This window comes from Bradyrhizobium cytisi (assembly GCF_008123515.1).
Classification (GTDB): Bacteria; Pseudomonadota; Alphaproteobacteria; order Rhizobiales; family Xanthobacteraceae; genus Bradyrhizobium; species Bradyrhizobium cytisi.
On the sequence record NZ_VSSR01000021.1, the window covers coordinates 137,051 to 150,376 of the forward strand.

The window sequence follows — 13,326 nt, forward strand, 5'->3', positions numbered from 1 at the left end:
TTGAACAGGGTTTCGGGAGCAACCCGACGCGAGGCGCCGAATTCGGCCGCTTTGGTATGGTTTTGGCGCCGATCTTGCAATAGCTGTCATTGAGGCGCCGCGGGCTCACGTTAAGGATGGCTTGGGATCGCTTGGGAACAGGATGACGGATCAGGCGATTTTGGTCACGGGAGCCGCCGGTTTCATCGGCTTTCACACCGCCCGGCAGCTGCTGGCCGAGGGGCGGTCCGTGGTCGGGCTCGACAATCTCAACAGCTATTACGATCCGGCGTTGAAGCAGGCGCGGCTTTCGCTGCTCGGCAACGAGTCCCGTTTCTGCTTTGTCCAGGCCGATCTCGCCGATCGCGAGACGATGGCGGCGCTGTTTGCGCGGCATCGCTTTTCAGAGGTCGTGCATCTCGCCGCCCAGGCCGGCGTGCGCCACTCGATCGAGCATCCGCAGAGTTACGCCGATTCCAATCTGCAGGGCTTTCTCAACGTGCTCGAGGGCTGCCGGACGTGCGGTTGTCGTCATCTCGTCTACGCCTCGTCATCGTCCGTTTATGGCGCCAACACCAAACTGCCGTTTTCCGCGCAGGACCGGACCGATCATCCTGTGAGCTTCTACGCTGCGACCAAGAAGGCCAACGAGGTGATGGCGCAGTCCTACAGTCATCTCTACCGGCTGCCGGTCACGGGCTTGCGCTTTTTTACCATCTACGGCCCGTGGGGCCGGCCTGATATGGCCATGTTTCTGTTTGTAAACGCCATCATGGCGGGCCAGCCGATCCGGCTCTTTAACCATGGCAAAATGCGCCGCGACTTCACCTATATTGACGACGTGACCCGTGTAGTGTCCAAGCTGATCGATCTTGTGCCTGCGGACAATCCGTCTGCCGCAAATGCGCCGTCTCGGGTCTACAATGTCGGAAATCACCGTCCCGAAGAGCTGGTGGATGTCGTCGGACTTCTGGAGCGGGAGCTGGGTCGGACGGCGGTCAAAGAATTGCTGCCGATGCAGCCGGGAGACGTGGTGGAAACGTTCGCGGATGTCGAGGATTTGATGCGCGACACCGGCTTTGCACCGTCAACGCCGATCGAGCACGGGGTCCACAAATTTGTCACCTGGTATCGCGACCACTTCAAGGTTTGAAATGACGATGGACAAACGCATTATCCCCCTGATCATGTGCGGCGGCGCCGGCACGCGGCTGTGGCCGGCTTCGCGCGAGGTGCGCCCGAAGCAGTTTTTGCCGCTGTTCGGCACGCGCTCGACCTTCCAGGACACGCTGTTGCGCGTCTCGGACGCTTCGCTGTTCGATCGCCCGATCGTCATCACCAATGCCTCCTATCGCTTCATGGTGCTGGAGCAGCTCGCCGAGATCGGCATCGAGGCCGACGTGATCCTCGAGCCGATGCGGCGCGACTCCGGTCCTGCGATTGCCGCCGGCGCGGCGTTCGCGCAGAACCGCAGCAGTGAAGCGATCGTGCTCGCGCTCGCTGCCGACCATGTGGTGCAGGACAAGGCCGCCTTTGTTGCGGCGTGCCGCGAGGGCCTCGTTGCCGCGAGCACCGGGCGCATCGTCACCTTCGGCGTCAAGCCGGAGCGGCCGGCGACCGAATACGGCTATATCAGCCCGGGTGAGGTGATCTCCGGTGAGGTGCACGCGGTCGCGCGCTTCGTCGAGAAGCCGGATGCCGTGAAGGCTGCCGACTACGTCAATTCGGGCTATCTCTGGAACAGCGGCAACTTCATGTTTCCCGCGGCCCTGCTGCTCGACGAATATCGCAAGGTCGATGCGGCAAGCGTGGAGGCGGTGTCCAATGCGGTTGCCGGCGCGGGGCGCGATCTCGGCTTCGTGACGCTCGAGCCGCAGGCTTTCGGCGCGGCGAAGGCGATCTCGATTGATTATGCGGTGATGGAGAAGACCTCGCGCGCAGCCGTGGTGCCGGTGTCCTGCGGCTGGTCCGACGTCGGCTCCTGGCACGCGGTGTGGGAATTGTCGGACAAGGACGCGCAAGGCAACGCCTCGCATGGCGCTGCGGTGTTCGAAGACTCGCGCAACTGCAACGTCACGACGGATTCGGCGCTGGTCGCACTCGAAGGCGTCGATGATCTCGTCGTGGTGGCGACTGCGGACGCGGTCCTCGTATCGCGCCAGAAAGACGCCAACGGGCTCAAGCGGCTGGTCACAAAACTCAAGACCGTTGCGCCGAAGGTGACCGAGGAGCATCTCAAGGTGCATCGGCCCTGGGGCAGCTACCAGTCGGTCGACAATGGCGAGCGCCATCAGGTCAAGCGCATCGTGGTGAAGCCCGGCGGGCGGCTGTCGCTGCAGAAGCATCATCACCGCGCCGAGCACTGGATCGTGGTCCGTGGTGCCGCCCGCGTCACCGTAAACGAGACCGTGAAGACGGTGCACGAGAACGAGTCGATCTACATCCCGATGGGCGCGGTCCACCGGATGGAGAATCCCGGCAAGATCATGCTGGAGCTGATCGAGGTCCAGACCGGCTCCTACCTCGGGGAAGACGACATCATCCGGATTGAAGACGACTATCAAAGGTCGTAACCAGCAAGCTCCGAATCATGCGATCCGGGCCTGAAAACTCCGCTTCATGCGGCTTAAGGCCCGGAGAACGTGTAATTTTTTGAATCAAATCGTGTCCGGGCAGTTTTGCCGGCATTCGCCACAAATGTGGCACCCGTGCTAGAAGCGGCCCGGGGATTTGCGGTGAATCGGGGTTCGATCAGATGAGTTCCAAAGGGTCACAACCGGCAAAGGCCGGCTTGCGCGTCGGCGTCATCGGCGCCGGCGTGATGGGCAGCAACCATGCGCGCGTGCTGAGCGGTCTGCCCGGCATCAGCCTGGTCGGCATAGTCGATCCTTCGCCGGCGCACCGCGCGCGCGCCACCGAGCTTGCCGGCTGCCAGGGCTTCGAGACCATCGAGCAGCTCTTCGCCGAAGGCGTCGATGCCGTCACCATCGCGGCGCCGACCCATCTGCATCACGAGGTCGCGCTCGCCTGCATCGCCAAGAACATCCATGTGCTGGTCGAGAAGCCGATCGCGTCCACGGTCGCCGAAGGCCGCGAGATCGTCGCTGCCGCGCAAAAGGCCGGCGTCACCCTGATGGTCGGCCATGTCGAGCGCTTCAATCCGGCGGTTGCCGCCGTCAAGCAGGCCATTGCGGGCGAGGACATTCTCTCGATCGCGATCACCCGCGTTGGTCCGTTTCCGCCGCGCATGTCCAATGTCGGCGTCGTCATCGATCTGGCCGTGCACGACATCGACCTGATCCGCTGGTTCACCGAATCCGACATCGTCGAGGTGCAGCCGCAGCTGTCGAGCGCGGTCGCCGAGCGCGAGGACATCGCGCTGCTCCAGTTCCGCACCGCCAGCGGCGTGCTCGCCCACATCAACACCAACTGGCTGACGCCGTTCAAGGCGCGCAGCGTCACGGTCGCGACCCGCGGCAAATACGTGATGGGCGATCTCTTGACGCGTCAGGTCACCGAATGCTTCGGGTTCAAGCCTGACGGCAGCTACTCGATGCGGCATCTGCCGGTCGGCCATGACGAGCCGCTCCGCGCCGAGCTGATCGCCTTCCTCAAGGCCGTGCGTCACGGCGAGACGCCGGCGGTCACCGGCGACGAGGGCGTCGCCAGCCTCGAGATCGCGACGCAGTGCCTCGAGACGCCGTCGCGGCCCGCAGCCACGTCGGCCGCCCTCAAGGGCCCGCGCCGCGTCGCCGGCTAAAACCATTTCCATGTCGACCGCTCAAAACCCGCAAGAAAATCGACAAGGCGCCATGAACCAGCATCTGCGTTCCGAACCCATTCCCTTTGTCGACGTGGCCTCGCAGCGCCGCCGGCTCGGCGCCTCGCTCGATGAAGCGGTCAAGCGCGTTCTCGACCACTGCCAGTTCGTCAATGGTCCTGAGGTCGCCGAGCTCGAGGCGCAGCTTGCGGCCTATTGCGGCGCCAAGCACGTCATCGGCTGCGCCAGCGGCACCGATGCGCTTCTCATGGTGTTAATGGCGAAGAACGTCGGTCCCGGCGATGCCGTGCTGTGCCCGTCGTTCACCTTCATCGCGACCGCGTCGCCAGCGGCGCGAATGGGCGCGACGCCGGTCTATGTCGATGTGGACGAAGCGACCTTCAACATGAGCCCGGAGTCGCTCAAGCGCGGCATTGCGACCGCGCGCAAGGCTGGCCTGAAGCCGGTCGCGGTCATTCCGGTCGATCTGTTCGGACAGCCTGCCGACCACGATGCCATCGCCGAGATCGCCAGCGACGAAGGCCTGTTCGTGATCGATGATGCCGCGCAAGGTTTTGGCGCAAGCTACCAGGGTCGCAAGCTCGGCACCTTCGGGCTCGCCACCACGACCAGCTTCTTCCCGGCAAAGCCGCTCGGCTGCTTCGGCGACGGCGGCGCGATCTTCACCGATGACGACGAGCTCGCCGCAACGCTGCGCAGCATCCGCGTGCACGGGCAGGGTGTCGACAAATACGATAATGTCCGCCTCGGCCTGACCGGCCGGATCGACACCATGCAGGCCGCGATCCTGATCGAGAAGCTGAAGATCTTCGACGACGAGATCGCCGCCCGCAACAAGGTCGCCGAGCGCTACGCGCGGGGCCTGTCCAACGTCGTGACCGTGCCGCGTCTGGCGCCGGGCAATACCTCGGTCTGGGCGCAGTACACGATCCGTCTCCCTGAGGGGACCGACCGCGATGGCTTCGCTGCCGCGCTAAAAGCCCAGGGCGTGCCGACCGCGATCTATTACGGCAAGTCGATGCATCAGCAGACCGCCTACAAGCAGTATCCGGTCGCCGACGGCGGCCTGCCTGCTTGCGAGAGCCTGTCGCGGGACGTCATCAGCCTGCCGATGCACGCCTATTTGACCGAAGCCGATCAGGAGCGAATCATCGCCGCCGTACACGGCGCGCTTTCGGCCTGATTTGCCCTGATTTTGCAGCGAGCCGTCTCTTCCTCTAAAACAGACGCATGCTCGGACGCATCTTCACGGTCGGTGGTTATACGCTGCTCTCGCGGCTGACGGGATTTGCCCGCGACATCATGCTCGCGGCGATCCTCGGCGCCGGCCCCGTGGCCGACGCCTTTTTTGTGGCGCTGCGGCTGCCCAATCATTTCCGCGCGATCTTTGCCGAAGGCGCCTTCAATGCCGCCTGGGTGCCGGCCTATGCCCATGTCCATGGCGAGCGCGGGGAGGGGGCGGCGCGGCTGTTCGCCGACCGCATCTTCACGCTGCTGCTGGCCTCGCAGGTTGTGCTGCTGACCGTCGCCTGGCTGTTCATGCCGCAGGCCATGAGCATTCTGGCGCCCGGCTTCGGCGATGATGCCGAACAGCGCAAGCTCGCGATCGAGCTGACCCGGATCACCTTTCCCTATCTGCTGCTGATCACGCTGGTGACGCTCTATGGCGGCATGCTCAACGTGATGCAGCGCTTTGCCAGCGCAGCCGCCGCGTCGATCTTCCTCAACGTCGCGATGATGATGACACTCGCGCTCGCCGCCTGGTTTCCGACCGCGGGCCACGCCGCCGCCTGGGGCGTCCTGATCTCGGGCTTCCTGCAGTATTTCCTGCTCGCAGGCGATCTCGCCCGCCATGGCGGCCTGCCGCGCTTTGCACCGCTCAGGCTCGACGAAGACGTCCGCGGCTTCTTCAGGGCACTGGGACCTGCGACGCTGGGCTCGATGGGCACGCAGGTCGCGCTGTTCGCCGACACCATCATCGCGACCTTCCTGCCGGCGGGCGCGCTCTCGGCACTCTACTACGCCGATCGTCTCAATCAATTGCCGATCGGCGTCATCGGCATCGCGATCGGCACGGTGCTGCTGCCGGAGATGTCGCGGCGGATCACGGCCAACGACCATGACGGTGCGATGAAGGCGCAGCGCCGCGCGTTCGACTTCACGCTGCTGTTCTCGGTGCCGTTCGTCGCGGCCTTCCTCACCGTGCCCGACGAGATCATGCGCGCGCTGTTCGCCCGCGGCGCGTTCTCCAGGGACGATGCGGTTGCCGCAGGCAGCACGCTCGCGGCCTATGCCATCGGCCTGATCCCCTTCGTGCTGATCCGCAGCGCGGTCGCAACCTTCTATGCGCGCAAGGATACCGCGACGCCGGTTCGCGCGTCGCTGTCGGGTATCGCGGTCAACGTCGCGCTGAAACTCGCTTTGATGGGATCGTTCGCCCAGATCGGCCTGGCGCTGGCAACAGCAATCGGGGTCTGGACCAATCTGCTGCTGGTGCTGTTCTTCGCCGTGCGCCGCGGCTTTCTCGTGCTGGACCGCGCCTGGCTATTGTCGCTCGCCAAATTCCTGCTGACTGGACTGATCCTCGCCGCCGCCTTCTGGCTGATCGCACGCTTTGGGGGTTCTGCGCTGGGCGCCATGCACTTCCGGGACGAAGTGATGCTGGTCCTGTTGGCCGCCGGCGGCACCATAGTCTATGCGCTTGCGATTCTCGTATTGTTTGGCCGCAACTGGCTGGTCGCGCTGGTGCGCGGCTAGCTCGCCTCCAGGGTGCAGCTGGCCTCCGCACATCTCTTGATTTTGTACGATTGCCGTGCTATGAGCCGCTCATGATCAAATGGTCGCGCAAAGTCAACTTCTCGCACATGACCCGCTTCGGCTGGGCCGTGGAAGGAGTCGCGCGCTAGGAATTCGTCGACGACATCTTTTCCACCAGGCCCCGCCGGCATCGGACGGGGCCTTTTGTTTGGCCACGCTTCCCTGCCGGCACGACAGCAGGAGCGTTCGATGCCACCCCAACTGACGAACACCTCACCCGGGATTGAGGGCGACGCCGCGAGGCGCGGCCTCACCCTTACGATCTTGTCGGCGAAGAGCGCAGTCGACCAAGCACTGGCAGCACGCCTCAAGGCGTCCGCTGCGGCGCTGGACGACGCTTTGCAGGATAAGGATGCTGCCGGACCAGCGGGCGGATCGACGCCAAGCGTCCCGGGCTTGCTCAGGCGATATTGGCTGGCGTTTCAGGAGCGGCGGCGGCGCCGGAGCCTGCGCGTCAACTTGCACGAGTTGAGTGACAGGGAGCTGATGGACATCGGCTTGACGCGCGGTCAAATCGACTACCTCACACCTCAGCGAGCGATCGATACGCTGAGGGATAGCACGATTTATCTCTGGAGCCGCCGTGGGATGTAGCGGATTTACCGCCAGAGGCGGACATGCGTTTTGAGAGCAAGCAGCGGCTAGCACGGCTGCTTGTTCTCACATGCCGTTGCATCGCGACACAACGTTTAGATAGCGCCTAAACATTTGATTAATTTAGCCGCGGCGGCTTCGACGAATCGAGCCTCTGTGGCTCCATAAATTGATGAACAATTAACCGGGCCTCATTGATTATCGCACGCAGCACTTCGCACCGATTCATTGCCGGACAGGCTGCCAAACCCATGGAAATTCAGGACGGGACGCCACGCCCCGGCAGGATGTTTCTGTCCATCGTTGTACCCTGCTACAACGAAGAGGAAGGCTTGCGCGAATTCCACCATCAGATGACGGCCGCGGCGCGCGCGCTGTGCGGTCAACGGTTCGAGCTGATCCTGGTCGATGACGGCTCGACCGACAACACCTGGAAGCTGATCAACCAACTCTCGGCGGAAGACCGCAACGTGGTCGCGGTAAGGCTCTCCCGCAACCACGGACATCAACTGGCGCTGACGGCGGGGCTTTCCACTGTGCGCGGTGACCTCGTGCTTGTCATCGACGCCGACCTGCAGGACCCGCCGGAACTGCTGACACCGATGTACGAGATGATGGCGCGGGAAAGCGCCGACGTCGTCTACGGCCTGCGACGCAGTCGCGCCGGCGAAACCCGCTTCAAGAGGAAATCGGCCGAGGCCTTCTATCGCCTCCTCGCCCGGATCACCCGCGTCCACATCCCCGTGGATACGGGCGACTTCCGCCTGATGAGCCGCCGCATCTCCGACCAGCTGGTGCAGATGCCGGAGCACGATCGTTTCATCCGCGGGATGGTGGCCTGGCTCGGCTACAAGCAGGTCGCCTACGAATACGACCGCAATCCGCGTTATGCCGGCAGCACCAAATATCCGCTGGCAAAGATGATCGGCTTTGCGGCGGACGCACTGGTCAGTTTCTCGATGGTGCCGCTGCGGATTGCGACCTATGTCGGCGCGCTCCTGACCACCGTCCTCACTTTTGTCGGTATCGGTGCCGTCATCAGCTGGATCTTTTCAGGCACCGTGCCGGGATGGACCAGCCTGACCCTGCTGGTCGTGATGATCTCCTCGGTCCAGCTCCTCGTGCTCGGGCTGATCGGCGAATATGTCGGTCGCATCTACATTCAATCGAAGAACCGTCCGCTGTTCGTGATCTCGCACATTCACCGGCGCGGACGGCTGCCGCACAGCGCGACCGACGGCCGGGACGATCAGGAAACGGCGCCGTTGATGACGTTGCTGGCCCAGTCGGAATCGAACAGGCGCAGCGAAATATATGAGGCCTCCTGATGAAGGCGATGATCCTGAGCCATCCCGTCCTCTATCAGGCCTATCAGGCTGCCGGCGGCTTCTTCGGCGCGCGGGTCAAGGCGATCGCGGATTACCTGACCATGCGGCCGGGCATGCGGGTGATCGACATCGGGTGCGGACCGGGTCATATCCTGCAATATCTGCCCGAAGGCACCAACTATAACGGCTTCGACATCGACGAAACCTATATCGCCTACGCGAAGCGATCGTTCGGCCATCTCGGCACCTTTCATTGCCGTTATTTCGATGCCGCCGCCGCCCGGGAATTCGCCGGCGCAGACCTCGTCATGATGAACGGCGTCTTGCACCATATCGGCGACGAAGATCTGAGGTCCACGCTCGCCAACATCCGCGACGTCCTGAGAGACGACGGCGTCCTGTTTACGACCGATCCCTGCTATCGCGAAGGCCAGTCGCCGATCGCGAAATGGCTGCTCGACAACGACCGCGGCGAGTTCATCCGCGATCAGGACGGCTACTCCAGGGTGCTCGGCAACGCGTTTGCGAGGGTGAAGCTCGCCATCCGAGAAGACTTGTCGCGCCTGCCCTATACGTTCGCCATCGGCGTCGCACAGAAATAACGGCCGGCGCGCCGGCTAACACGGATCATTCAGTCCGGCGCAGGATGTCGATCCCCTCGACGGATCGTACCAGCGAATACGGTTTGAGAAGTTGCGACAGTTCGGCATCGGCGCGCACCCAGTCCCCCCATCCGTCGCGCAGATTGTCAACCAGGACGATGTCGGGCGGCAATTTCCTGAAATCCTCGATCAACCATTTGCGCTCGAGCGCCAGATAGTCGTTCAGCCGGGCGGCCGTCGCGGCGTCGACCGAGGTCTTTTCGCGCGTCAGCCGCCCGAATACCCTAAGCCACAGATTCTCCTGACGAGAAACCCAGACGCCGCCGACATCCCGCACCAGCGGGTGACCAATGGCGGCCTCGCCGCTCAGCACGAGGATCCGCGGATGCGGCATGAGACCCTCGATGGCTTCCCTGACCGGCCCGACATAGACTTTGCCGTTGAACCATTGCGCGCCGAACAAGAAGGTCGCGGCCAGGATCAGCGGCGCCGCCAGGCCAAGGCGGCGGCGCGACGGCGCGTCGCCCGCGACCAGCAGCGCGTATCCCATCGCGAGCATGGCGACCGCCACCATCGGATAGGAATGATAGGCCCAGCCGCGCCGCTGCAGGAAAAACGAGATCGCAAAGCCGCCAGCGGCAAGAACAGCCGCAACCAGCAGCGAGTCGGGCGTTCGTCCCCACGTCGTCAACAGCACCGACAGCATTGCGACGGCGAAGAGCAGCGAGGCCGCATTCAGGAAGATGACGGAGAGCGGCATCGACCAGGACAGATACGTATCGCGCACCAGCGGATAGGTCACCGTGAAATATTCGGGATAGAGGAGGTAGGTGCCGATACTGACGGCGGCTACCAGCACGCCCGCGATGATGTTTTCCGGCGCAAACAACACAAGCCACGAACGCGCGCGAACGGCGCTCGCCAGCATGCACAACGCCACCGGCACAGCGAAGAACGGCTTGAAGGCGAGCGTGATCCCGGCTCCCAAGCCGGCAATCAGGATCGCCCACAGCGGAACCGAAACGCGATCGCTGCGCAGTGCATAAACCGCGAGCGCAGGCAGGAAGGTCAGCGTAGCCATATGTTCGCGCTGGCCGAACACGTGCATTGGCAAGAGGGTCACGACGGCCGCGGCCCAGACCGCGAACGGTCCCCAGTTCGCCTGAGCCCATGCCGGCGACAGCCGCACGATCCGCGACACGGCATAGAGCGAAGCTACCGCCAGCAGCAGAAGCTGAACATCGATGACGTGTCTCGGATCGACGCCGAGCAGGCGGCCCAGCGCAACGCCGGGGAGATAGGCAAACGCCGCCATCGGCGGATTGATCTCGATAATATCGCCGTAGAGGTGCTGGCCATCCAGCATGCGCTCGCCGACCACGAGCAACCAGCTGACGTCGGTATTCAGCGGAACGAACTCCCGCATCAGGAGTGCGAGCCCAAACACGGCGCCGATCAGCAGCCAGGGCGTCGGGGCCGACCGTTCGCGGTCATGCGGGCTGACATGCGCCTGGCGGGAAACGTCTGCGATCTTCGAACTGCTCTCCGAACTCATGTCCAAACTCATGGGCCTATCCTGCGAGGAAACGCAGCCACGCTACCCGAGGTGCGTTAACGAGTGACTTTCGCGCCAAACTACAGCGCGGTCGGAGTGCCTGAAGAGTTCGATGGCAATTTTGGGGCTTGATTGAACGAACGTAGGGCGTGGAAAGCCCTGGAAGGCACACTGCTGCACGATCTCCAAAGATGCCACTTATGGGGGCGAATTCCTAAAGCCATTTGCGCTCTCCCTCGTTCCACGGCAATATGGTTGGCAAAACAACCATAGGACGGGACAAGACAATGGCGGCTCCCATCAAGTTCGGCGTTGGCCAAAGCGTGCTGCGCAAGGAGGACGACGCGCTGATTCGCGGCAAGGGCCGCTATACCGACGATTACGCGCCGCAGGCCGCGCTTCGCTGCCTGATGCTGCGCTCGCCGCACGCGCATGCCAAGTTCACCATCGATGCGGCCCGCGCCCGCACCCTTCCCGGGGTGGCGCTGATCCTGACCGCCGCTGAGGTTGCGGATCTCGGCAATCTGCCCTGCCTGTTCAATCTCGAGACCGATCCCTTCACCGGCCCGCCTTACCCGATCCTTGCCAAGGACGAGGTGCGCCATGTCGGCGATTCCGTCGCCTTCGTCGTCGCCGAGACCATCGATCAGGCCCGCGACGCGATCGAGGCGATCGAGGTCAAATGGTCGCCGCTGCCATCGGTGACCGGCCTCGTCAACGCCGTCAAGAAGGGCGCGCCGCAGGTCTGGCCGGACAAGCCCGGCAACGTGCTGTTCGATGTCTCGATCGGCGACAAGGCCGCCACTGAAGCTGCGTTCGCCAAGGCGCATACGGTCGCCGAGATCTCCATCGTCAATCCGCGCGTGGTCGCGAGCTTCATGGAGACGCGCGCGGCGGTCTGCGAATACGACGCCAAGAACGATCATCTCACGCTGACAATCGGCAGCCAGGGCAGCCACCGCCTGCGCGACATCCTGTGTCAGAACGTGCTGAATATCCCGACCGAGAAGATGCGGGTGATCTGCCCCGATGTCGGCGGCGGCTTTGGCACGAAACTGTTTCCCTATCGTGAATACGCCCTGGTGGCGGTCGCGGCGCGCAAGCTGAAGAAGGCGGTGAAGTGGTCGGCCGACCGCTCCGAGCACTTCGTGGGCGACGCGCAGGGGCGTGACAACGTCACCACCGCGAAGATGGCGCTGGCCGAGGACGGCAAGTTCCTCGCGATGGATTGCGACCTGATGGGCGACATGGGCGCCTATCTCTCGACCTTCGGGCCCTACATCCCGCATGGCGGCGCCGGCATGCTGCCGGGCCTCTACGACATCCGGGCGTTCCACTGCCGGGTGCGCACCATCTTCACCAACAGCGTGCCGGTCGATGCGTACCGCGGCGCGGGCCGCCCTGAAGCGGCCTACGTGATCGAGCGCCTGGTCGATGCCTGCGCGCGAAAACTCGACATGACGCCGGATGCGATCCGCCGCAAGAATTTCATCCAGCCGAAAGCGCTGCCCTACAAGACCGCAACCGGCAAAGTCTACGATTCCGGCGACTTCGCCGCGCACCTGAAGCGCGCGATGGAGATCGCCGACTGGAAGGAGTTTCCCAAGCGCGCCAAGGCGGCCAAGAAGAATGGCCTGATCCGCGGCATCGGGCTTGCGAGCTATGTCGAGGTCTGCGGCGTGATGGGGGAAGAAACCGCCAATGTGCGGCTCGACCCCAATGGCGACGTCACCGTCTTGATCGGCACCCAATCAAGCGGGCAGGGCCACCAGACGGCTTACGCGCAGATCGTCGCCGAACAGTTCGGCTTGCCGCCGGAGCGCGTGCACGTCCGTCAGGGCGACACCGCCGAGATTGCGACCGGCCTCGGGACAGGCGGTTCGGCCTCGATTCCCACAGGGGGCGTCTGCGTCGAGCGCGCCTCGAGCGAGCTAGGCAACAAGCTGAAGGAGTTCGCCGCGCAAGCACTGGAGGCGAGCGTCGGCGACCTTGAAATCACCGACGGCGTGATCCGCATCGCCGGCACCGACCGCTCGATCTCGTTTGCCGATTTGGCCAAGCGGCCCGGCGCCGATCCATCGAAGTTGAACGGCAGCGCGACCTTTGCCAGCGCTGACGGCACCTATCCCAACGGCACGCATCTGGCGGAGGTCGAGATCGATCCGGCCACCGGCATCATCAAAATCGTCAACTATGTGATCGTCGACGATTTCGGCAAGACGCTCAATCCGCTGCTGCTTGCGGGGCAGGTGCATGGCGGTGCCATGCAGGGCATCGGCCAAGCGCTGATGGAGCAGGTGATCTACGGCGCGGGTGACGGCCAGCTCATCACTGCCACCTACATGGATTACGCGCTGCCGCGGGCGGCCGACGGCCCGTCCTTCGTGTTCGAGACCGCCAACGTCCCCTGCACCACCAATCCGATGGGAGTGAAGGGCGCGGGCGAGGCCGGCGCGATCGGCTCCTGTCCGGCGGTCGTCAACGCCATCGTCGATGGGCTTTGGCGCGAATACAAGATCGACCACATCGACATGCCGGCGACACCGGAACGTGTTTGGATCGCGATCAACGAGCATCATCGTCGCCATAGCCTGTAAAGCTTGGCCCCCCGCGGCGGGAATAATCGGCCGCCGCCGGGTTCTAACCATGAATGACCTTCCCCCCAAAACC

Annotated in this window: 10 protein-coding genes; 9 read left to right on the forward strand and 1 reads right to left on the reverse strand. The window is 63.8% G+C overall.

Translation table 11 applies throughout. The features are described 5' to 3' along the window. The first annotated feature begins 142 nt into the window (after positions 1-142). The 8 genes from FXB38_RS13190 to FXB38_RS13225 all read left to right on the forward strand — a co-directional run bounded on the left by FXB38_RS13190 (position 143) and on the right by FXB38_RS13225 (position 9,101). On the forward strand, positions 143-1,132 hold the full coding sequence (locus FXB38_RS13190) for an NAD-dependent epimerase (RefSeq protein ID WP_148751282.1): 990 nt from the start codon (positions 143-145) through the stop codon (positions 1,130-1,132). A 7-nt stretch (positions 1,133-1,139) separates the two neighbouring features. Next, positions 1,140-2,552, forward strand: coding sequence for a mannose-1-phosphate guanylyltransferase/mannose-6-phosphate isomerase (locus FXB38_RS13195; RefSeq protein WP_187434842.1), 1,413 nt, complete (start codon positions 1,140-1,142; stop codon positions 2,550-2,552). Between the two features lie 182 nt (positions 2,553-2,734). Then, positions 2,735-3,739, forward strand: a complete 1,005-nt coding sequence (locus FXB38_RS13200; RefSeq protein ID WP_148751284.1) for a Gfo/Idh/MocA family protein — start codon at positions 2,735-2,737, stop codon at positions 3,737-3,739. A gap of 52 nt (positions 3,740-3,791) precedes the next feature. Next, a complete protein-coding gene (locus FXB38_RS13205; RefSeq protein WP_187434843.1) occupies positions 3,792-4,943 on the forward strand; it encodes a DegT/DnrJ/EryC1/StrS family aminotransferase in 1,152 nt (383 codons plus the stop codon). Between the two features lie 47 nt (positions 4,944-4,990). Next, complete coding sequence (gene murJ, locus FXB38_RS13210) at positions 4,991-6,517, forward strand: murein biosynthesis integral membrane protein MurJ (RefSeq protein ID WP_148751286.1); 1,527 nt, start codon at positions 4,991-4,993, stop codon at positions 6,515-6,517. A 249-nt stretch (positions 6,518-6,766) separates the two neighbouring features. Further along, entirely contained in the window at positions 6,767-7,171 is a 405-nt protein-coding gene (locus FXB38_RS13215) for a YjiS-like domain-containing protein (protein ID WP_148751287.1), read from the forward strand. 287 nt (positions 7,172-7,458) lie between these two features. Continuing rightward, complete coding sequence (locus FXB38_RS13220) at positions 7,459-8,499, forward strand: glycosyltransferase family 2 protein (RefSeq protein WP_148751562.1); 1,041 nt, start codon at positions 7,459-7,461, stop codon at positions 8,497-8,499. Beyond that, a complete protein-coding gene (locus FXB38_RS13225; RefSeq protein WP_148751288.1) occupies positions 8,499-9,101 on the forward strand; it encodes a class I SAM-dependent methyltransferase in 603 nt (200 codons plus the stop codon). The genes FXB38_RS13220 and FXB38_RS13225 overlap by 1 nt, the downstream gene beginning before the upstream one ends. A gap of 25 nt (positions 9,102-9,126) precedes the next feature. Here FXB38_RS13225 and FXB38_RS13230 read toward each other — a convergent pair whose 3' ends face one another. Beyond that, entirely contained in the window at positions 9,127-10,668 is a 1,542-nt protein-coding gene (locus FXB38_RS13230; RefSeq protein ID WP_246229866.1) for a hypothetical protein, read from the reverse strand. A 275-nt stretch (positions 10,669-10,943) separates the two neighbouring features. Here FXB38_RS13230 and FXB38_RS13235 point away from each other — a divergent pair, with 275 nt between their 5' ends. After that, positions 10,944-13,253, forward strand: coding sequence for a xanthine dehydrogenase family protein molybdopterin-binding subunit (locus tag FXB38_RS13235; RefSeq protein WP_148751289.1), 2,310 nt, complete (start codon positions 10,944-10,946; stop codon positions 13,251-13,253). Positions 13,254-13,326 lie beyond the last annotated feature (73 nt).

Excerpts from the sequence above, each read along its gene's own strand:
- FXB38_RS13190 (WP_148751282.1), top strand. The coding sequence starts at position 143 with ATGACGGATCAGGCGATTTTGGTCACGGGAGCCGCCGGTTTCATCGGC.
- FXB38_RS13195 (WP_187434842.1), top strand. The coding sequence starts at position 1,140 with ATGGACAAACGCATTATCCCCCTGATCATGTGCGGCGGCGCCGGCACG.
- FXB38_RS13200 (WP_148751284.1), top strand. The coding sequence starts at position 2,735 with ATGAGTTCCAAAGGGTCACAACCGGCAAAGGCCGGCTTGCGCGTCGGC.
- FXB38_RS13205 (WP_187434843.1), top strand. The coding sequence starts at position 3,792 with ATGAACCAGCATCTGCGTTCCGAACCCATTCCCTTTGTCGACGTGGCC.
- murJ (WP_148751286.1), top strand. The coding sequence starts at position 4,991 with ATGCTCGGACGCATCTTCACGGTCGGTGGTTATACGCTGCTCTCGCGG.
- FXB38_RS13215 (WP_148751287.1), top strand. The coding sequence starts at position 6,767 with ATGCCACCCCAACTGACGAACACCTCACCCGGGATTGAGGGCGACGCC.
- FXB38_RS13220 (WP_148751562.1), top strand. The coding sequence starts at position 7,459 with ATGTTTCTGTCCATCGTTGTACCCTGCTACAACGAAGAGGAAGGCTTG.
- FXB38_RS13225 (WP_148751288.1), top strand. The coding sequence starts at position 8,499 with ATGAAGGCGATGATCCTGAGCCATCCCGTCCTCTATCAGGCCTATCAG.
- FXB38_RS13230 (WP_246229866.1), bottom strand. The coding sequence starts at position 10,668 with ATGAGTTTGGACATGAGTTCGGAGAGCAGTTCGAAGATCGCAGACGTT.
- FXB38_RS13235 (WP_148751289.1), top strand. The coding sequence starts at position 10,944 with ATGGCGGCTCCCATCAAGTTCGGCGTTGGCCAAAGCGTGCTGCGCAAG.